Raw genomic sequence first — 17,894 nt, 5'->3', positions numbered from 1 at the left:
AATTCAGAGTAATCTGTAATTGTACATCTTTATAATTAGGGTGAAATCAAAATTTATGAGTTCTGCAAAACACAATTTTTTTAAACTTATAAAAAAACTTAATAACTCTCACGATTTAGAAACATTGCCTCAATGGGGTCCCTATACTAAGAAATATATAGGAACCTCTCATATTACAGATAAAGTAAATGGATTAAGATTTGACCTAAGCATTTTTCCTGGTTATTACAGAAGACGTGTTGATGTGCCAAATGTGTTTTATGAAACAGAATATTACCCTTGGGATACATCAACTGATGGAACTTATTTTAAATTTAGGCACATGCTCGAATGGAAGGATAAAGTATACTGTGATATCTCTTATTATTTAATAGATAATAATACTCAAGCCATAAAAGCTAAATTTGTAAATAACTCTTCAAATCCAGAAAGCCTAGTTCTTCACTTAATGGGCTCGATGCATTTTCCCTCAATAAAAGAATATGAACCAAATAATTTATTATATCCATCAACTATAGCGCTTTCTGGTAATGCTCGTTGGATTGATGCTACAGATTACTATAGTTTGAGTTACTCAATTCCAAAACCAACTGATAATTTAGTTGCCGATGGTAAATTAAGAGGTGAGAAAAGAACTCGAAACTTTGTTAACGGCTCTGGAGTTGAATTTGGAGAAGAAAAAGATGATCAAATTATATTTAGATTAAATATAGAAGATTTAATAAACACTACAACTTTACTTTTAAAATATAGATTAGAAAAAAACTCTTCTTTAAAACTAAAAATAAGTGGTCATGACAAAAATAACCTCTTTGAATATAACTTACTTTTAGAAAATGAATCTGAGTTTAAATATATAGATCTACCTAATTTAGAAATAGGAGATTATTTTTTAAAACTAAGTTCCATAGATAATAACCCTATAAATCTTGATGGTTTTATTATTGGATCACATAATGATGTACACAAAAGTAAATTTCATCAACAAAATTGGAATCCAATACCTCAAATATCTAAATTTGGAAATAACTCAATTATTCTCAAATACCAAAACACTGAAAAATATTATGGAATATTTTGGGATTATCCTTTTGAAGATTGTGATATAAGAGAGTTTTTTTGTCGTGACTTAGACATATATTTTAAACTTATGGCAAACGAACATGTTCTTAAAGAATTTCACGGAGAAGGGAACGGACATTTTACAAATATTTTCTTAAGGCCAATAACAGTTAAAGAAAAAGATCAAAAGAATATTTTCTGCGCAACCACAGTAGCTGACAATATAAGTGAAATAGAAGATAAACTAAGATTACTAGAACAAAAAAATTATCTATCAAAGAAAATAAAATCCTTTAAAGAAAAGAATCTATCTAAAAACAACTCTAAAAATATTTTACCTAATGGTGAAAAGTATCAGTTCTCTCAAGGTATTTTAAAAAATGTCATTCTTACAAATATAGTTTTTCCAATATATACACAAAAAAGTTATATTCGTCATTTAGCTCCTGGTAAATGGTGGGACTGCTTATATACTTGGGACTCTGGTTTTATAGGACTTGGGCTTTTGGAATATGACATTGACAGAGCAATTGAAAACCTAAATACTTATCTAACTAGTACAGATAATCAATCAGCTTTTATTCATCATGGAAGCCCAGTACCAGTACAACACTATCTTTTCTTTGAGATATGGAATAGAACAAACTCTTTTGAATTACTTGAGCATTATTATCCTCGTCTTAAGCAATATTATTTATTTTTAAGTGGTCATTTAGGTAGTTCAAGCACTAGAAGATTAAACTCAAACCTACTTCAAACATGGGATTATTTTTACAATTCGGGTGGCTGGGATGATTATCCTGCACAATACCATATGCATAAGGAAAATATAAAGAATATTGCTCCTGTCATAACTACTGCCCACTGTATAAGAATCGCAAAATTTCTAGCTATGTATTCTGAACTCCTAAACCTAGAGGATGATTTTACTTTTTACAAACATGATATTGAAATACTATCAAATGCCTTAAATAAGTTATCGTGGGATAAGAATGCTGGCTACTACAGTTATGTAAACCATGATAGTGCTGGTTTTCCAACAGGCTTCCTAACAAATCAAGAAGGAGAAAATTTTAATAAAGGGTTAGATGGAGCATATCCTATTGTTTCAGGAATCTGTAATCCTAAAATAGAAAAAGCTCTATTAAGCAAACTTAAATCTCCAAAAAAACTATGGTCAAAAGCTGGCTTATCGGCTGTAGACCAGTCAGCTTCATACTATCGTAAAGATGGTTACTGGAATGGAACAGTATGGATGTCTCATCAATGGTTTTTCTGGAAAAGCCTTCTTGATATAGGAGAATATAAATTCGCTGAAAAACTGGCTCTAAAAGCCTTAAATCTATGGAAAAATGAAACAGATAGTAATTATAGAAGCTTAGAGCATTTTATAATTGAAACTCAAAGAGGTGCAGGATGGCATGCATTTAGTGGACTTTCTTGCCCTATAATTAACTGGTTTAATGCTTATTTTGCTATCGGAACTATAAATACAGGTTTTGATACCATAATAGTGTCAAAAAGATTTAATAGTAATTATTCAGATCTAAAACTTTCTCTAAAAATATACCCACGAGAAAATTCTTTAGGTCAGATATCTATACTTATAGTACTAAATCCTAAGTACTCATATAAGCTTTCTAAAGAAAAAAAAGATATTTCTATAATAAACAATAAACAAAATAACGTTATATTGAATATCAAGAAACCTAACCTAACTAATATAGTAGATTTACACTTAGTTTCAACATAATAATTAAAAGGTAATATACAAATGAGTGATAATGAAAAGTTTCTAACCAAATTTAAAATCCTATTAGCTTTCTTTAGTTTAAGTTTTCTTGTTTATTGTTTTCCTATTTTAATCATGCAAGCTACAAGCTACTATAAAATATCTCATGGCTCAGCAGGAGCTTTAGAAAGTTATTTTAATATAACTCGTGTAATAGCATCATTAATTGCCTTTACTATTTTTCTTAAATTCGGCTATAAAAAGCCTTTAAGTTATACCTTTTTCTTTGTTGCTCTTTTTTGTCTAATTGCCCCATTTATAAATTCTATTTGGATGATTAGGCTCTATCTGCTAATAACAGGCATATCTTTTGTGGTCATTAAAATATCCAGCTATAGTATGGTTGCTTTAGTTACCAACAACCCTAATGAACACGCCAGTTTTGTTAATTTTATGGAGTTAATCCATATGATAGGAAATATGATGGCAGTTTGGGTATTTTCTTTTTTCATGCAAAATACTGATGGTACAGAATGGTTATACATGTTTTGGTTAATTGCGGGAATATGTTTAGTTTTAGGTTTAATATTTTTATTAACTCCACTAAATGAGCATGCTATAGATACAGAAAAAAATAAGCCTTTTAAAGATCAAATAAAAGATGTAAAACATATTATTTTGATGTGGTGTGTTCCTTTTTTCTTCATTATGTTTTTTGCTTATGAATTTATTGAACAAGGAGTTGGTCCTTGGCTTATGACGTTTAATCATGAAGTTCTTGGGATTACAAAAAATCTAAGTATTCAATTAGGTAGTTTATTTACTCTAGCCATTGCCCTTGGAAGATTATATGGGACTATTATTTTTAAATATATCGAATGGCATAAAGTCCTTCTAGCAAACTTTATAATTGGTTTATTTTTTATTGGCATTGTTATGTTTAATATGGATCATGGAATTGGTTCAAATTCTACTAATATCTTAAATTTACCGTTAGTAGCATATTGTTTACCACTTGTGGGATTTTTTATAGGTCCAGTCTATCCAACCTTAGTTTCAACATTTATGAGTTGTCACAACAAAGGATTACATGCAGCTGCAATTAGTATTGTTATGATACTTGGAGCTCTTGTTGACAGCGCTTCAGCTAGAATAGTTGGTGACTTATTTGGTAATATTGGAGGATTAGGTGCTTTTAAATTTAGCACAATAATTCCACTAACTATATTAATTATACTAATAGTGCCTTATGCTTTAATCATAAATAAGACATCTAAAAGTGAAAAAGAATAATAGAATTTATGTAGAATTAGAAAGAAAAATTAGGAATTATATAGACTATTCTTCGTTAGGAATTTCATCAACTTCTGGTCTATCAAGCAACTCAATATAAGCCATAGGCGCTTTATCACCAAAACGATAGCCACACTTTAATATTCTAGTATATCCACCGTTTCTTTCTGCATAACGAGTACCAAATTCTTCAAACAGTTTTGTCACAGCTGCTTTATTTCTTAGAAAATCAAACGCCTGTCTTCTTAAAGCAACTGATTGTGATTTGAACTCTGCAGAATTAGCATCTAAACTATTTCTTAATTTATGTTCTCTTTTTGCCAAAGTAACTAAAGGCTCTACAATTGCACGAAGCTCTTTAGCTTTAGGTAAAGTTGTTTTTATTATTTCATGATTAATTAAAGACGCAGACATATTTTTAAACATTGCTTTTCTATGACTGCTAGTTCTACCGAACTTTCTTCCATTCATACGATGTCTCATAGTAATTTCTCCTTTATAGTTAAAATTATTTTATTACTATTTACTTACCTTCAACAATTTCTCTGAAGTTTTCTATATGCACTCCTAGAGAAAGACTATTATCTATTAAGATTTGTTTTATTTCATTTAGTGATTTTTTACCTAAATTTGGAATTTTCATCAACTGAGACTCCGAATACTGAACTAAATCACCTAAATACTTAATATTTTCAGCTCTTAAACAATTTGATGATCTAACAGTTAACTCTAAATCATCAATTGGTTTAAGCAAAATTGGATCAATATTTGAATCTATTAAAGAATCTGAAGCTCTTCCTTGAGAAGGAACTTTTAAAGATACAAATACCGAGATTTGCTCACAAAAACATTCTAATGCTGTCTTTATTGCTTCTAATGGATCAATTGTTCCATTTGTTTTTATAAGTATCTCTAAGCTTTCGCTACTAGCATTTTCAATAATTCTAAAAGTCACTCTTTTAACAGGATTAAAATCAGGATCAACAGCTATATCACCAACTTTTTCAAGTTCCACATCAACATATGACAAAATTCCAACATTTCTTCCAGAAAGAACTGTTGCTAATAAACTAAATTCTCTTTTATCAGTTAAAGTTGCTATTACTTGATCTTTATTAGCAATAGAGATACCTTTAGTTTGCTTAAAATCACCTGCAGTTACTATACCGCTCTTATTAACATTAAGCTCTAAAGGCACAGAATCCATATCTTTATCTAAACCTATAGCAACTTGTTTAAGATTTGATATTATTTCAACAATATCTTCTTTTACATCATCTAAAGTAGAATATTCATGTAAAACATCTTTTATGTTAACTTTTACAATAGAAGCACCAGGCATTGATGAAAGTAAAACTCTTCTAATAGAGTTTCCAAGAATATGTGCCATACCTTTTTCTATAGGAGACAGCAATATTTTATATCCAAAAGCACCTAGCTCTTCTACAAGCTCAACACGAGGTATAAATTCTTGTTTTGAACTATTTTTACTCACAAATATCTCCTTGAAGTAAAGCTATAGAATATATAGCTTAAGAAAAATATTATAAACTATGATTACTACTTAGAGTATAACTCAACTATCAGCTGCTCATTTATATCAGATGATAATTCAGATCTATCTGGAGAAGCTTTCAATACACCTTCTAAAGAATCAGTATTCACATCGATCCAAGAGAATTCTTTTCTATGCTTAGCTAATTCTATCGCATTTTGAATTCTTAATTGTTTTTTGGCTTTCTCACGAACAGCAATTACATCACCAGATTTAACTTGACAAGATGGAACATTACAAGTTCTACCGTTTAAAGTAATACCCTTATGTACAACCAACTGTCTAGCTTCAGCTCTAGTTGCCGCAAATCCCATTCTATATACAACATTATCTAATCTTGACTCTAAAAGCTCTAACAAAGTAGCTCCAGTATTACCTTTTCTTCTACTTGCTTCAAAATAGTATTTTTTAAACTGACCTTCTAGAACACCATACATACGACGAACTTTTTGCTTTTCTCTTAACTGTAATCCGTAGTCAGAAAGGCGAGCTCTTCTTCCGCCATGTTGACCAGGGGCAGTATTCATTTTACATTTCTCATCAGCTGCTTTTACGCCACTTTTTAGAAATAAATCAGTACCTTCTCTTCTAGAAAGTTTACACTTTGGTCCTAGATATCTAGCCATTATAAATTTCCCTTTAAAATATTAAACACGACGTTTTTTAGGAGGACGACATCCATTATGAGGTAAAGGAGTCACATCAGTTATGCTAGTTACTTTTAAATTTTTAGCATTTAAAGCTCTAACAGCTGAATCTCTTCCTGAACCAGGTCCTTTAACTAAAACATCAACATTTCTTACACCATATTCTAAAGCCATATCAGCGGCTCTTTCTGCTGCAACCTGTGCTGCAAACGGTGTACTTTTTCTTGAACCTCTGAAGCCACTACCACCTGAAGTAGCCCAAGATAAAGCATTACCTTGTCTATCTGTAATAGTTACTATAGTATTATTAAAAGATGAGTAAATATGAGCAACTGCATCAGTTACAACTCTTTTTACTTTTTTCTTTGATGATCTAACAGACTTAGCCATATCAATTTTACCTTTTATTACTTATTGTTATAATTATTCTTATGCCTTAATTGGCTTTCTTGGACCCTTACGAGTACGAGCATTAGTCTTTGTTCTTTGACCTCTGACAGGTAAACTACGACGATGTCTTCTACCTCTGTAGCAACCCAAATCCATAAGTCTTTTAATATCCATAGATACTTCTCTGCGTAAATCACCTTCTACAGTAAATTTAGCAACTTCTGTTCTTAAGCTTTCAACTTGATCTTCTGTTAAATCTTTTATTTTAGTTGTAGGATTCAAGTTGCATATTTCACAAATCTTAATTGCTCTTGTTTTTCCTATTCCATAAATTGAAGTCAGTCCTATCACAGCATGCTTATGAACAGGAATATTAACGCCAGCTATACGAGCCATCTATTTTCACTCCTAATTAATACTTTTAAAATTTAGTTTGTATCTATAGTATTTTAATAACATACAAAGATAACTTTTTAAAAACAAATAATCAAGCCTTATTTAAAGCTTAAATATTAACCTTGTCTTTGTTTGTGTCTAGGATCTGTACATATCACACGAACTACTCTATTACGCTTGATAACTTTACAGTTTCTACACATCTTTTTCACTGAAGCTCTAACTTTCATTATATTTATTCTCCACAATATTATTTTCTACTTTCTTTTTCCACTTAAATTAGCTTTTTTTAATAATGAATCATACTGTGTAGACATCATATGAGATCTAACTTGAGCCATAAAATCCATCATCACAACCACAACAATTAGTAAAGAAGTTCCACCAAATGTAAATGAAAGGCCTTGTGCAAAGAATTTCATTACAAATATTGGTAATAAACAAATTGCTGTTATATATAAAGATCCAACTAAAGTTAATCTTGTCATGACTGAATCAATATATTTAGCTGTTTGTTCACCAGGTCTTACACCAGAGATATAAGCTCCAGATTTCTTTAAATTCTCCGCAGTATCTTTTGGATTAAAAACTAAAGAAGTATAAAAAAAACAGAAAAAGATTATAGTAGCAGCAAAGACTATAGTGTAAACAATACTGCCTGGCTGCATTATTTCTGCAACATCTCCTAACCAACTCAATGAGCTATAATTAGCCAACCACCCAAACAATACTCCTGGTACCATAAGAATAGATGATGCAAATATAGCTGGAATAACTCCAGCCATATTAAGCTTAAGAGGAAGATGGCTAGTTTGTGCAGCATACATTTTTCTACCTTGCTGCCTTTTTGCATAATTAACAGTAATCTTTCTTTGAGCACTCTCCATAAAGACTACAAATGCAATAACCAAAAGTAATAATACCAACAAAACCCATACTGAGAGATATGTTATACTACCCTGACTTGCTTGATATAGCGTATTTCCTATCTCAAAAGGTAAGTTTGCCACTATACCGGAAAATATGAGTAGTGATATACCATTTCCAACACCTCTTTCAGTCATTTGCTCACCCAACCACATTAAAAACATGCTTCCAGTTGTCACAGAAACGACTGTTGTAAGGTAAAACAAAGGCATTGAATTAGTAGTAACTAATCCTGGCTGATGCAAAATATATGCCACTATACCAAAAGACTGAACAATAGCTAATATTAAAGTCAAATATCTAGTATATTGAGTTATTTTCTTCTGCCCAGACTCTCCCTCTTTTTTCAACTCTATAAGCTTTGGATAAACCGCTGATAGCATTTGAAAAATAATTGAAGCTGAGATATAAGGCATAACACCTAAAGCAAATATACTCATTTGAGTAAGAGCTCCCCCTGAGAACATATTAAACATACTCATCAAACCATTACCGCCTGATGAATTCTGTCTAGAAATAAGTTCTACTAACTGAGCTGAATCTATATTTGGAATAGGAATATATACACCTAATCTAAATACCATTATAGATAAAACTACAAATATTAATCTAGATTTTAACTCTCCAGAATTGGAAGCATTGCTATATTTTGACATATTTGATATTACTCTATTTTACCGCCAGCCTGTTCAATAGCGTCTCTAGCACCTTTTGTACAAGCTATTCCTGTTAAGTTAATAGCTTTTTCAACAGTACCACTAGCTATAACTTTAGCAGCTTTTATATCTTTTCTTATAAGGCCAAAATCTTTTAAAACTTCTAAATTAACATCTTCAACTGGAAGACTATTTAACTCATGAAGTCTTATTTCAGCAGTATATCTCTTAGAAGCAGAAGTAAAACCAAATTTTGGTAATCTTCTTTGTAAAGGCATTTGACCACCTTCAAAACCTACCTTATGATAGCCACCTGCACGCGCTTTTTGACCTTTGTGACCCTTACCAGAAGTTTTTCCTAAACCACTGCCAATACCACGACCCAATCTTTTAGGCGCACTTTTAGAGCCATGAGCAGGAGCAATTGTATTTAATTTCATTATACTACCCCTCTATTTTAACCATATAATATATTTTATTAGCCATACCACGATTTGCAGCTGTATCTAAAACTTCAACTGTGTGGTTTATTTTTCTTAAGCCTAACCCTCTAGCACAAGCTATATGGTTTTCTTTTCTACCATTTAAACTTTTAACAAGGGTAACTTTGAATGTTTTAGCTTGAGTCATGTTAAACTACTCCTGAATTTCTTCAATAGAAAGACCTCTTTTATCAGCGATCTCTTCTGGTGATTTTATTTTAGCTAATCCAGCAATTGTAGCTCTCACAACGTTCACAGGATTTGTTGAACCATAAGTTTTAGCTAAAACGTTATGAACTCCAACAACTTCAAAAACAGAACGCATCGCACCACCAGCAATAATACCAGTACCTTGAGAAGCTGGTTGCATAAATACTTTAGAAGCGCCATGAGAAGACATCACTGGATACCATAAAGTATCGACATTAAGGTTAACTGACACCATATTTTTTTTAGCGTTTTCCATAGCTTTTTGTATAGCAACAGGCACTTCTCTTGACTTACCTCTACCAATACCAATTCTACCTTTACCATCACCTACAACAGTTAAAGCAGCAAAGCTCATGATTCTACCACCTTTTACCGTTTTAGAGTGTCTCTTAACACTAACTAATTTTTCAATCAGCTCTTCATTCTTTTTTACTTCATTAGACATAATGAATCATCATCCATATTTTTTTAATTAAAACTGCAAACCATGCTCTCTAGCAGCATCTGCTAAAGCTTTTACACGGCCGTGATACTTATATCCAGATCTATCAAAAGCAACTTTTTCAATTCCTTTCTCTTTACATCTGTTAGCCACAACTTCACCAACGACTGCAGCAGAAGCAACGTTACCAGTGTACTTACACTTTGATTTAATATCTTTTTCAACTGTAGATGCAGAAGCTAATACAACAGAACCATCCCCTGAAATAACTTGTGCATAAATATGTCTTGGTGTTCTAAAAACACAAAGTCTTATTTGCTCAAGCTCTCTTAGTTTAATTCTAGTACGCTTACTACGATTCAAACGAGCAGTTTTTTTATCCATAATAATTACTACCTTATAATACTACTTCTTCTTAGCTTCTTTCTTAGCTACATATTCGTCATCATAACGAACACCTTTACCTTTATATGGCTCAGGCTTTCTATAGTCCCTAATCTCAGCAGCGACTTTACCCAAAAGCTCTTTATCAGCCCCTTTAAGAATTATTTCTGTAGGAGCAGGAGTTTCTGCTGTCACACCCTGAGGAAGCTTATAAACAACTGGATGAGAAAAACCAAGTGTTAAATTTAGCTCACTACCTTGAGCTTTAGCACGATAACCAACACCTATAATTCTAAGTTTTTTCTCAAAACCTTTACTTACGCCTTCAACCATATTACTCAGAATAGCTCTTGCTGTACCTGACTGAGCAACAGCATTCTTACTATTATTAACTGGCTTTATAGTAGCAACGTCAGCAGCAACATCAAATGTTACATCAGAAGAAAAAGTTTTAGTCAGTGTAGCTTTAGAGCTCTTAACTTGAACTTCATTACCAGCTGCAACATTAATTGTAACACCGCTTGGAATAACGACAGGTTTCTTACCTATTCTAGACATTTTCAATTACCTCCAACGGTTTATTAAGCTACATAGCCTATAATTTCACCACCAACACCAAGAGATCTCGCTTTTCTATCACTAACTATACCTTTAGAGGTAGAAATTATAGCAACTCCAAAGCCACCATAAACTTTTGGTAAATCAGCATGTGATTTATATATTCTCAAACTTGGTCTACTAACTCTCTTTATCATTTCGATAACAGGAGAACCATTGTGGTACTTAAGTTCGATATTTATAAAAGAATGCGCTTTATCACTAGTTTCTTTAGTACAACCAGCTACATATCCTTCTTTTACCAAAAAATTTGCTATTTCCATTTTCATTTTAGAAAAAGGAATAGAAACAGTTTCTTTACCAGAAGAAAAACCATTTCTAATTCTTGTAAACATATCCGAAATAGGATCTTGCATACTCATATTTAAATTCCTTATTACCAACTAGCCTTTTTCAAACCAGGAACATCACCTGCCATCGCATACTCTCTAAGCTTATTACGGCACAACCCGAATTTTCTATATACAGCATGCGGTCTACCTGTTACTCTACATCTTCTTTGCACTCTAGATGCAGAAGAGTTCACTGGTAATTTTTGCAGTTTAATTTGAGCTTCCCACTTTTGCTCTTCAGTAGAGTTAATATCAAGAATAATAGCCTTAAGCTCAGCTCTTTTTTGAGCATATTTAGCTACTAATTTCTCTCTCTTTAATTCTCTCTGAATCATTCCTTCTTTTGCCATTTAAAACCCCAATATAAAATTAAGACTTCAAAGGAAAACCAAATGCTTTAAGCAAAGCTCTTCCTTGATCATCATTTTTAGCAGTAGTAGTTATTGAAATATCTAAACCTCTAATAGTGTCGATCTTATCATAGTCTATTTCTGGGAATGATATTTGCTCTTTCATACCCAAACTATAATTACCGCTACCATCAAAAGATTTAGCACTTAAGCCCCTAAAATCTCTAATTCTAGGAATAGCAATTGTTATAAGTCTATCTAAAAATTCATACATACGCTCGCCACGTAGAGTCACTTTACACCCTATCGGCCAACCATCACGAATTTTAAAACCTGCAATAGATTTTCTAGACTTAGTAACAACAGGATTCTGACCAGCAATAGCTGTCAAATCTTTTACAGCAAAAGTCATTATCTTTTTGTCTTTTGCCGCATCACCAACACCCATATTAAGAGTAATCTTCTCAATACGAGGTACTTCCATAACATTATCTAAACCAAGCTCATTTTTTAATTTAGCAACAAGCTCATTCTGATAATAATCTTTTAGTCTTGCCATACAAACAACCGCCTATAGATCTACCAATTCACCATTTGACTTAAAATAGCGAACTTTTTTATTTTCCTCAACCAATCTATAACCCACTCTATCAGCTTTTTCAGTAGTTGGATTATATATAGCAACGTTAGAAGCATGAATAGGAAGCTCTTTTTCAACAACTCCGCCTTCCACACCTTTATTTGGGTTTGGCTTAACATGCTTTTTAACCACATTAATACCTTCAACCAAGATTAAAGAACCGCCTTTAGTAAATGACTTAACAGTCCCTCTACGACCTTTATCTTTACCAGCAATAACAATTACATCATCGCCTTTTTTTAATCTATTCATCTCTCACCTCAAAATATACTATAAAACTTCTGGCGCCAGAGAAACGATCTTCATAAACTTCTCACTACGAAGCTCTCTTGTTACTGGACCAAAAATACGAGTTCCTATAGGTTGACCATTAGCGTTCAATAATACAGCAGCATTACCATCAAAACGAACTACTGAACCATCCTTTCTACGAACACCCTTAGCTGTTCTAACAACAACAGCGTTATATACAGAACCTTTTTTAGCTTTACCTCTTGGAGCAGCTTCTTTCACAGTAACTTTAATAACATCTCCAATAGATGCATATCTACGATGTGAACCACCTAAAACTTTAATACATTCTACTCTCTTTGCACCACTGTTATCAGCAACCTGGAGTTCTGTTTGCATCTGAATCATACAAAATCCTTATTCATTAATATAAGACCAGTGCTAGCGGAAGCACTTTTAAGTCCAACAAATATACCAATAAACAAAAATAAAATCAAACTTATTTATTTTTCTCTATGGATAATATCCACTAAGCACCACTTCTTCATTTTAGAATAGGGTTTAGTTTCTTTAAAAGTTATAACATCACCTTTTTTACACTCATTTTTTTCATCATGAACATAATACTTTGTAGTTTTTCTTACAAACTTACCGTAAAGAGGATGTTTTACATATCTTTCTGCTTTAACGACAACGCTTTTGTCCATAGCATCACTAGAAACTTTACCTTCTAGCACTCTGATTTTATCGCTCATACTTTAAGCACCTATTTCTTTTTCTGATATTATCGAATTTATACGAGCAATATTTCTTTTAGCACTTTTAAATAAGTGATTCTTGTTTAATTGCCCAGTACCCTTTTGCATGCGAAGTGAAAATAGTTGTTGCAATAACTCAATTTTCAAATCCTGCAACTCAGAAACACTTTTATTTCTATAATCTTTTAAAGTATCTTTTCTCTTCATTACATCACCTGTTTTTCAACAAAAGTTGTAGAGACTGGTAACTTAGCAGCAGCTCTTGCAAAAGCTTCTCTAGCTAACTCTTCTTTAACACCTGTTATCTCATATAAAACACGTCCTGGCTGAATTTGAGCAACCCAATATTCAACAGAACCTTTACCTTTACCCATACGAACTTCTAAAGGCTTTTCTGTAATAGGTTTATCTGGAAATATTCTAATCCAAACCTTACCACCACGCTTAATATGACGATTAATAGCTCTTCTTCCAGCTTCTATTTGTCTAGCAGTAATTCTACCCCTAGAAGTAGCCTGAAGACCAAACTCACCAAAGCTTACTTTATTACCCCTGTGAGCCAACCCCCTATTACGCATCTTTTGCTGTTTACGAAACTTTGTACGCTTAGGCTGTAGCATTATTTAGCTCCTTTTCTATTACTATTCTTCTCAGCTATTTGACCAGGAAGAATCTCACCCTTATAGATCCAAACTTTAACACCAATAATTCCATAAGTTGTTAAAGCTTGCGCAGTTGAATAATCAACATCAGCTCTAAATGTTTGAAGAGGAACTCTACCTTCTCTAGCCCATTCAGAACGAGCAATTTCAGCACCTCCAAGTCTACCACTAACCATAATCTTAATACCCTTAGCACCAGATTTCATAGCAGACTGAATAGCTTTTTTCATAGCTCTTCTAAACATAACCCTTTTCTCTAACTGTTGCGCAACACTTTCCGCAACTAATCTAGCATCTAACTCAGGTTTACGAACTTCTTCTATATTAACTTGAACAGGAACACCCATTATTTTATGAATATCTGAACGAAGCCTTTCAACATCCTCACCCTTCTTACCAATAACGATTCCTGGTCTTGCTGTGTGAATAGTTACTTTAGCATTTTGAGCAGGTCTCTCAATTACTATTTTACTAACTGCCGCTGAAGCAAGTTTTTTGTGCAAAAACTCTCTAACTTTAATATCTTCATTAAGATTATTAGCATAGCTAGAAGAGTCAGCATACCAAGTTGAACGCCAGTCTCTAATATAACCTAAGCGAATACCATTAGGATTTACTTTTTGACCCATTATCTATACCTCTTAATTTTTTTCAGCAACTTTCACAGTAATGTGTGAAGTTCTTTTTAAAATACGATTACCCCTACCTTTTGCTCTAGCTTCAAAACGCTTCATAGTAGGTCCTTCATCAATAAAGATAGTCGAAACATATAATGAGTCTACATCCATACCATCATTATGCTCAGCATTAGCAATAGCAGAGCTTAAAACCTCTTTTACTAAAACTGCAGCTTTTTTGTTACTAAAAGTTAGAAGATTTATAGCTTTATCTACAGGTAAGCCTCTGACTTGGTCAGCAACCAGCCTACACTTTTGAGCTGAAATTCTTGCAAACTTTAATTTAGCTTGTACTTCCATATTAACCCTCAACTATTTTTTCTTAGCTTTTTTATCAGCAGCATGTCCACGATAATTGCGAGTCAAAACAAACTCACCTAACTTATGACCAACCATTTCTTCTGTCATAAGAACAGGTACATGTTGTTGACCATTATGTACAGCTATAGTTAAACCTATCATATCTGGCACAATCATTGATCTTCTAGACCATGTTTTGATTGGCTTTTTAGAATTACTTTCTTGCGCTTCAAAAACCTTCTTTAAAAGATGATGATCAACAAAAGGTCCTTTTTTTAATGAACGAGGCACAACTTTCTCCCTAATTACTTACGTTTTTGAACAATCAACTTATTAGAACGCTTATTCTTACGCGTCTTATAACCTTTAGTTGGAACACCCCAAGGTGTAACAGGATGTCTACCACCAGAAGTACGACCCTCACCACCACCATGCGGGTGATCTACCGGGTTCATCGCAACACCTCTGACAGTAGGTCTAATACCTCTCCAACGACTAGCTCCTGCTTTACCTAAAGATTTCAAGTTATGCTCAGAATTTGAAACAACTCCAATCACAGCCCTACAATCCAATAATACCCTTCTCATCTCACCTGATCTTAAACGAATAATAGCATACGCATTATCCTTACCAACTAGCTGAGCAAAAGTACCAGCACTTCTAATCATTTGAGCGCCTTTTTTAGGCTTCATCTCAATATTATGAACAACCGTACCAAGAGGAATATTTCTTAAAGGCATACAGTTACCAACAGCAACATCAACCTTCTCTCCAGAAATAATTTCCATATCTTTTTTCAATCCCTTTGGCGCAATAACGTATCTTCTCTCACCATCAGAATACAAAACTAAAGCAATATTAGCACTACGGTTAGGATCATATTCAATTCTCTCAACTTTCGCAACTATACCATCTTTATTTCTTTTAAAATCAACAATACGATAATGTTGTCTCTGTCCACCGCCTTGATGACGAACAGTTATTCTACCAGTATTATTTCTACCAGCATTTTTCTTTTTCTTCTCTACTAAACCCTTAAATGGCTTACCTGTATGTAGTTCCGTATTTTTTACACTAATAACGTGGCGACGACCAGGGGATGTAGGTTTAGCTTTTTTAATTTCAATCATGACTATAAAACCTTCCTAAAATTACTCTGCACCAACAAAATTAATATCATGTCCTTCAGCCAACTTAACATAAGCCTTCTTCCAAGCTTTTGTTCTGCCTTCAACACGACCAAATCTACGTGCCTTGCCTTTAACATTAAGGATATTAACCGACTCAACTTTTACTTCAAAAAGTTTCTCGACAGCATCTTTTACATCATACTTATTAGCAACAGAAGCCACCTGAAAAACTATAGTTGAGCTACCATCCGCCAAACCATAAGACTTATCAGAAACATGAGGTCTTACAATCGTTCTTAACAATTTTTCTTGTGAATTCATGCTAATTTCTCCTCTATTTCTTTTATAGCTTTCTCAGTAACAACTACATTTTCGAAGCACATAAGAGAAACTGGATTAATATCCATAGAATCACAAACTGCAACATTTTTAAGGTTTCTAGAAGAAAGATATAAATTCTCACTAAACTCTTCAACACCTACAACAAAAAGAACATCTTTCACATTTAAACTATCAACCAAGCCTTTAAATTCTTTTGTTTTTGGAGTCTGTAAAGCTAAGGCATCAATCAATCTCATTCTATCAGCTCTTACTAACTCTGACAAAATTGACTTCATAGCCCCAACATACATCTTACGATTAACTTTCTGCTTATAACTTCTTGGCTTAGCAGCAAACGTAACACCACCCTTTCTAAAAATAGGTGAACGAATTGTACCCGCTCTTGCTCTACCTGTACCCTTTTGTCTCCAAGGTTTAGCTCCACCGCCAGAAACTTCAGATCTAGTTTTTTGAGCTTTTGTTCCTTGACGAGCACCTGCCATATAAGCTACAACAACCTGGTGAATCAAAGACTCATTATAATCCGTAGCGAAAACACTATCCGCAACACCTAAAGAGCCAGTTTCATTACCAGTCAATGATTTAATATTTAAGTCCACAACAAATCTCCGGTATAATTCTACTAACTTTTAACCGCTGGAGAAACAATAACATTTCCACCAACAGATCCTGGAATACCACCTTTTAAAAGCAATAATCCATTTTCCACGTCAACTTTAACAACCTCAAGTGACTGAATAGTAACATTTTCATTACCCATATGACCAGCCATCTTCTTACCCTTGAATACTCTACCTGGGGTCTGGTTTTGACCTGTAGAGCCGTGAACCCTATGAGACAGTGAGTTACCATGAGAAGCATCTTGAGTTCTGAAATTGTGACGCTTTACAACACCAGCAAAACCTTTACCCTTAGAAACACCTCTTACATCCACTTTTTGACCTGCTTCAAAAACACTAGCATCAACAGATGCTCCAACTTGAAGATCATCAGTAGACTCAACAACAAACTCCCACAAACCACGGCCCGGCTCAACACCAGCTTTAGCAAAATGTCCAGCTAAAGGCTTGTTAACATTCGAACGCTTCTTAAAACCAGTAGTTACTTGAACAGCACTATACCCATCTGTTTCAGTAGTTTTAACCTGAGCAACAACATTTGGCTCAATATGAACTACAGTTACAGGAATAGAAACGCCATCTTCAGTAAAAATACGAGTCATACCACATTTGCGACCAACTAATCCTAAAGACATATTTTATCCTCTATTATTATTATTTAACTCCATGATTACGATTGACCACGAAGACCAAAGTTAATTACACCTTTAAAAAAGGTAATATATATTAACTCAAACTAATTTGAACATCAACACCTGAAGCTAAATCAAGCTTCATTAAAGCATCAACAGTCTTATCTGTAGGCTCAACAATATCAATTAATCTCTTATGAGTTCTTATTTCATATTGATCTCTCGCCTTTTTATTTACGTGAGGAGAAATAAGAATTGTGAATCTCTCTTTACGCATAGGCAAAGGAATAGGTCCCTTAACCTGAGCCCCTGTTTTCTTAGCTGTATCAACAATCTCCTGAGTAGAAGCGTCAATAAGCTTGTGATCAAAGGCCTTTAGTCTAATTCTAATACGTTGATTATTTATAGCCATTTTATTTATACCCT

The 17,894-nt window shown here is 33.3% G+C and carries 30 protein-coding genes; 2 read left to right on the top strand and 28 right to left on the bottom strand.

Features of this window, described 5'->3' with window-relative positions:
* Positions 1–55 precede the first annotated feature (55 nt).
* Together DNK87_RS05030 and DNK87_RS05025 are read left to right on the top strand one after the other, a co-directional pair.
* The gene (locus tag DNK87_RS05030) at positions 56–2,815 is read left to right on the top strand and encodes an MGH1-like glycoside hydrolase domain-containing protein (RefSeq protein ID WP_119329808.1); all 2,760 of its coding nucleotides are present in this window, start codon (positions 56–58) and stop codon (positions 2,813–2,815) included.
* Between the two features lie 21 nt (positions 2,816–2,836).
* A complete protein-coding gene (locus DNK87_RS05025; protein ID WP_119329807.1) occupies positions 2,837–4,087 on the top strand; it encodes an MFS transporter in 1,251 nt (416 codons plus the stop codon).
* A gap of 45 nt (positions 4,088–4,132) precedes the next feature.
* Here the strand turns inward: DNK87_RS05025 and rplQ are convergent, their stop codons facing one another.
* The 28 genes from rplQ to rpsJ all read right to left on the bottom strand — a co-directional run bounded on the left by rplQ (position 4,133) and on the right by rpsJ (position 17,880).
* Entirely contained in the window at positions 4,133–4,570 is a 438-nt protein-coding gene (rplQ, locus tag DNK87_RS05020; RefSeq protein WP_119329806.1) for a 50S ribosomal protein L17, read from the bottom strand.
* A gap of 40 nt (positions 4,571–4,610) precedes the next feature.
* The gene (locus DNK87_RS05015) at positions 4,611–5,582 is read right to left on the bottom strand and encodes a DNA-directed RNA polymerase subunit alpha (protein WP_119329805.1); all 972 of its coding nucleotides are present in this window, start codon (positions 5,580–5,582) and stop codon (positions 4,611–4,613) included.
* 65 nt (positions 5,583–5,647) lie between these two features.
* Positions 5,648–6,268 carry a 30S ribosomal protein S4 gene (rpsD, locus tag DNK87_RS05010; protein ID WP_119329804.1) on the bottom strand — a complete coding sequence of 207 codons (621 nt, stop codon included), beginning with the start codon at positions 6,266–6,268 and terminating at the stop codon, positions 5,648–5,650.
* A 21-nt stretch (positions 6,269–6,289) separates the two neighbouring features.
* Positions 6,290–6,679 (bottom strand): 30S ribosomal protein S11, encoded by a 390-nt coding sequence (gene rpsK / locus DNK87_RS05005; RefSeq protein WP_119329803.1) that lies wholly within the window; start codon positions 6,677–6,679, stop codon positions 6,290–6,292.
* 39 nt (positions 6,680–6,718) lie between these two features.
* On the bottom strand, positions 6,719–7,075 hold the full coding sequence (rpsM, locus tag DNK87_RS05000) for a 30S ribosomal protein S13 (protein WP_119329802.1): 357 nt from the start codon (positions 7,073–7,075) through the stop codon (positions 6,719–6,721).
* A 116-nt stretch (positions 7,076–7,191) separates the two neighbouring features.
* Positions 7,192–7,305, bottom strand: a complete 114-nt coding sequence (gene rpmJ, locus DNK87_RS04995; protein WP_003017816.1) for a 50S ribosomal protein L36 — start codon at positions 7,303–7,305, stop codon at positions 7,192–7,194.
* A gap of 27 nt (positions 7,306–7,332) precedes the next feature.
* Positions 7,333–8,658: a preprotein translocase subunit SecY gene (secY, locus tag DNK87_RS04990; protein ID WP_119329801.1), complete on the bottom strand. Its 1,326-nt coding sequence runs from the start codon at positions 8,656–8,658 to the stop codon at positions 7,333–7,335.
* Between the two features lie 8 nt (positions 8,659–8,666).
* Entirely contained in the window at positions 8,667–9,098 is a 432-nt protein-coding gene (rplO, locus tag DNK87_RS04985) for a 50S ribosomal protein L15 (protein WP_119329800.1), read from the bottom strand.
* Positions 9,099–9,102: 4 nt separating this feature from the next.
* Positions 9,103–9,288: a 50S ribosomal protein L30 gene (gene rpmD, locus DNK87_RS04980; RefSeq protein WP_119329799.1), complete on the bottom strand. Its 186-nt coding sequence runs from the start codon at positions 9,286–9,288 to the stop codon at positions 9,103–9,105.
* Positions 9,289–9,294: 6 nt separating this feature from the next.
* Entirely contained in the window at positions 9,295–9,795 is a 501-nt protein-coding gene (rpsE, locus tag DNK87_RS04975) for a 30S ribosomal protein S5 (RefSeq protein WP_119329798.1), read from the bottom strand.
* Between the two features lie 27 nt (positions 9,796–9,822).
* On the bottom strand, positions 9,823–10,176 hold the full coding sequence (gene rplR / locus DNK87_RS04970; protein WP_119329797.1) for a 50S ribosomal protein L18: 354 nt from the start codon (positions 10,174–10,176) through the stop codon (positions 9,823–9,825).
* 21 nt (positions 10,177–10,197) lie between these two features.
* Entirely contained in the window at positions 10,198–10,734 is a 537-nt protein-coding gene (gene rplF / locus DNK87_RS04965; RefSeq protein WP_119329796.1) for a 50S ribosomal protein L6, read from the bottom strand.
* A gap of 23 nt (positions 10,735–10,757) precedes the next feature.
* On the bottom strand, positions 10,758–11,156 hold the full coding sequence (rpsH, locus tag DNK87_RS04960) for a 30S ribosomal protein S8 (protein WP_119329795.1): 399 nt from the start codon (positions 11,154–11,156) through the stop codon (positions 10,758–10,760).
* Between the two features lie 14 nt (positions 11,157–11,170).
* A complete protein-coding gene (gene rpsN / locus DNK87_RS04955; RefSeq protein WP_071663190.1) occupies positions 11,171–11,476 on the bottom strand; it encodes a 30S ribosomal protein S14 in 306 nt (101 codons plus the stop codon).
* A 19-nt stretch (positions 11,477–11,495) separates the two neighbouring features.
* A complete protein-coding gene (gene rplE / locus DNK87_RS04950; RefSeq protein ID WP_119329794.1) occupies positions 11,496–12,035 on the bottom strand; it encodes a 50S ribosomal protein L5 in 540 nt (179 codons plus the stop codon).
* A 12-nt stretch (positions 12,036–12,047) separates the two neighbouring features.
* Positions 12,048–12,368 (bottom strand): 50S ribosomal protein L24, encoded by a 321-nt coding sequence (rplX, locus tag DNK87_RS04945; RefSeq protein ID WP_119329793.1) that lies wholly within the window; start codon positions 12,366–12,368, stop codon positions 12,048–12,050.
* Positions 12,369–12,386: 18 nt separating this feature from the next.
* On the bottom strand, positions 12,387–12,755 hold the full coding sequence (gene rplN / locus DNK87_RS04940) for a 50S ribosomal protein L14 (RefSeq protein WP_071663191.1): 369 nt from the start codon (positions 12,753–12,755) through the stop codon (positions 12,387–12,389).
* A gap of 95 nt (positions 12,756–12,850) precedes the next feature.
* Complete coding sequence (gene rpsQ / locus DNK87_RS04935) at positions 12,851–13,102, bottom strand: 30S ribosomal protein S17 (protein ID WP_119329792.1); 252 nt, start codon at positions 13,100–13,102, stop codon at positions 12,851–12,853.
* 3 nt (positions 13,103–13,105) lie between these two features.
* Positions 13,106–13,312, bottom strand: coding sequence for a 50S ribosomal protein L29 (gene rpmC, locus DNK87_RS04930; protein WP_071663193.1), 207 nt, complete (start codon positions 13,310–13,312; stop codon positions 13,106–13,108).
* Entirely contained in the window at positions 13,312–13,725 is a 414-nt protein-coding gene (gene rplP, locus DNK87_RS04925) for a 50S ribosomal protein L16 (protein ID WP_119329791.1), read from the bottom strand. The genes rpmC and rplP overlap by 1 nt, the downstream gene beginning before the upstream one ends.
* Positions 13,725–14,396, bottom strand: coding sequence for a 30S ribosomal protein S3 (gene rpsC / locus DNK87_RS04920; RefSeq protein ID WP_119329790.1), 672 nt, complete (start codon positions 14,394–14,396; stop codon positions 13,725–13,727). The genes rplP and rpsC overlap by 1 nt, the downstream gene beginning before the upstream one ends.
* Positions 14,397–14,408: 12 nt before the next feature.
* Positions 14,409–14,744 (bottom strand): 50S ribosomal protein L22, encoded by a 336-nt coding sequence (rplV, locus tag DNK87_RS04915; protein WP_119329789.1) that lies wholly within the window; start codon positions 14,742–14,744, stop codon positions 14,409–14,411.
* A gap of 12 nt (positions 14,745–14,756) precedes the next feature.
* A complete protein-coding gene (gene rpsS / locus DNK87_RS04910; RefSeq protein ID WP_071663197.1) occupies positions 14,757–15,035 on the bottom strand; it encodes a 30S ribosomal protein S19 in 279 nt (92 codons plus the stop codon).
* Positions 15,036–15,049: 14 nt separating this feature from the next.
* Positions 15,050–15,874: a 50S ribosomal protein L2 gene (gene rplB / locus DNK87_RS04905; RefSeq protein ID WP_119329788.1), complete on the bottom strand. Its 825-nt coding sequence runs from the start codon at positions 15,872–15,874 to the stop codon at positions 15,050–15,052.
* Positions 15,875–15,895: 21 nt separating this feature from the next.
* Positions 15,896–16,195, bottom strand: coding sequence for a 50S ribosomal protein L23 (rplW, locus tag DNK87_RS04900; RefSeq protein ID WP_119329787.1), 300 nt, complete (start codon positions 16,193–16,195; stop codon positions 15,896–15,898).
* Positions 16,192–16,815, bottom strand: coding sequence for a 50S ribosomal protein L4 (rplD, locus tag DNK87_RS04895; RefSeq protein ID WP_119329786.1), 624 nt, complete (start codon positions 16,813–16,815; stop codon positions 16,192–16,194). Before rplD ends, rplW begins: the two co-directional genes overlap by 4 nt.
* Before the next feature lie 23 nt (positions 16,816–16,838).
* Complete coding sequence (gene rplC, locus DNK87_RS04890) at positions 16,839–17,471, bottom strand: 50S ribosomal protein L3 (RefSeq protein WP_119329785.1); 633 nt, start codon at positions 17,469–17,471, stop codon at positions 16,839–16,841.
* Between the two features lie 91 nt (positions 17,472–17,562).
* A complete protein-coding gene (gene rpsJ / locus DNK87_RS04885; RefSeq protein WP_119329784.1) occupies positions 17,563–17,880 on the bottom strand; it encodes a 30S ribosomal protein S10 in 318 nt (105 codons plus the stop codon).
* Positions 17,881–17,894 lie beyond the last annotated feature (14 nt).

It is taken from the genome of Pseudofrancisella aestuarii (assembly GCF_003574475.2).
In the GTDB taxonomy this organism is placed as follows: Bacteria; Pseudomonadota; Gammaproteobacteria; order Francisellales; family Francisellaceae; genus Francisella; species Francisella aestuarii.
The sequence above is the reverse complement of the archived record's forward strand: the minus strand, read 5'-3'. Positions and strand labels throughout refer to the sequence as shown.

Excerpts from the sequence above, each read along its gene's own strand:
- DNK87_RS05030 (WP_119329808.1), top strand. The coding sequence starts at position 56 with ATGAGTTCTGCAAAACACAATTTTTTTAAACTTATAAAAAAACTTAAT.
- DNK87_RS05025 (WP_119329807.1), top strand. The coding sequence starts at position 2,837 with ATGAGTGATAATGAAAAGTTTCTAACCAAATTTAAAATCCTATTAGCT.
- rplQ (WP_119329806.1), bottom strand. The coding sequence starts at position 4,570 with ATGAGACATCGTATGAATGGAAGAAAGTTCGGTAGAACTAGCAGTCAT.
- rpsD (WP_119329804.1), bottom strand. The coding sequence starts at position 6,268 with ATGGCTAGATATCTAGGACCAAAGTGTAAACTTTCTAGAAGAGAAGGT.
- rpsK (WP_119329803.1), bottom strand. The coding sequence starts at position 6,679 with ATGGCTAAGTCTGTTAGATCATCAAAGAAAAAAGTAAAAAGAGTTGTA.
- rpsM (WP_119329802.1), bottom strand. The coding sequence starts at position 7,075 with ATGGCTCGTATAGCTGGCGTTAATATTCCTGTTCATAAGCATGCTGTG.
- rpmJ (WP_003017816.1), bottom strand. The coding sequence starts at position 7,305 with ATGAAAGTTAGAGCTTCAGTGAAAAAGATGTGTAGAAACTGTAAAGTT.
- secY (WP_119329801.1), bottom strand. The coding sequence starts at position 8,658 with ATGTCAAAATATAGCAATGCTTCCAATTCTGGAGAGTTAAAATCTAGA.
- rplO (WP_119329800.1), bottom strand. The coding sequence starts at position 9,098 with ATGAAATTAAATACAATTGCTCCTGCTCATGGCTCTAAAAGTGCGCCT.
- rpmD (WP_119329799.1), bottom strand. The coding sequence starts at position 9,288 with ATGACTCAAGCTAAAACATTCAAAGTTACCCTTGTTAAAAGTTTAAAT.
- rpsE (WP_119329798.1), bottom strand. The coding sequence starts at position 9,795 with ATGTCTAATGAAGTAAAAAAGAATGAAGAGCTGATTGAAAAATTAGTT.
- rplR (WP_119329797.1), bottom strand. The coding sequence starts at position 10,176 with ATGGATAAAAAAACTGCTCGTTTGAATCGTAGTAAGCGTACTAGAATT.
- rplF (WP_119329796.1), bottom strand. The coding sequence starts at position 10,734 with ATGTCTAGAATAGGTAAGAAACCTGTCGTTATTCCAAGCGGTGTTACA.
- rpsH (WP_119329795.1), bottom strand. The coding sequence starts at position 11,156 with ATGAGTATGCAAGATCCTATTTCGGATATGTTTACAAGAATTAGAAAT.
- rpsN (WP_071663190.1), bottom strand. The coding sequence starts at position 11,476 with ATGGCAAAAGAAGGAATGATTCAGAGAGAATTAAAGAGAGAGAAATTA.
- rplE (WP_119329794.1), bottom strand. The coding sequence starts at position 12,035 with ATGGCAAGACTAAAAGATTATTATCAGAATGAGCTTGTTGCTAAATTA.
- rplX (WP_119329793.1), bottom strand. The coding sequence starts at position 12,368 with ATGAATAGATTAAAAAAAGGCGATGATGTAATTGTTATTGCTGGTAAA.
- rplN (WP_071663191.1), bottom strand. The coding sequence starts at position 12,755 with ATGATTCAGATGCAAACAGAACTCCAGGTTGCTGATAACAGTGGTGCA.
- rpsQ (WP_119329792.1), bottom strand. The coding sequence starts at position 13,102 with ATGAGCGATAAAATCAGAGTGCTAGAAGGTAAAGTTTCTAGTGATGCT.
- rpmC (WP_071663193.1), bottom strand. The coding sequence starts at position 13,312 with ATGAAGAGAAAAGATACTTTAAAAGATTATAGAAATAAAAGTGTTTCT.
- rplP (WP_119329791.1), bottom strand. The coding sequence starts at position 13,725 with ATGCTACAGCCTAAGCGTACAAAGTTTCGTAAACAGCAAAAGATGCGT.
- rpsC (WP_119329790.1), bottom strand. The coding sequence starts at position 14,396 with ATGGGTCAAAAAGTAAATCCTAATGGTATTCGCTTAGGTTATATTAGA.
- rplV (WP_119329789.1), bottom strand. The coding sequence starts at position 14,744 with ATGGAAGTACAAGCTAAATTAAAGTTTGCAAGAATTTCAGCTCAAAAG.
- rplB (WP_119329788.1), bottom strand. The coding sequence starts at position 15,874 with ATGATTGAAATTAAAAAAGCTAAACCTACATCCCCTGGTCGTCGCCAC.
- rplW (WP_119329787.1), bottom strand. The coding sequence starts at position 16,195 with ATGAATTCACAAGAAAAATTGTTAAGAACGATTGTAAGACCTCATGTT.
- rplC (WP_119329785.1), bottom strand. The coding sequence starts at position 17,471 with ATGTCTTTAGGATTAGTTGGTCGCAAATGTGGTATGACTCGTATTTTT.
- rpsJ (WP_119329784.1), bottom strand. The coding sequence starts at position 17,880 with ATGGCTATAAATAATCAACGTATTAGAATTAGACTAAAGGCCTTTGAT.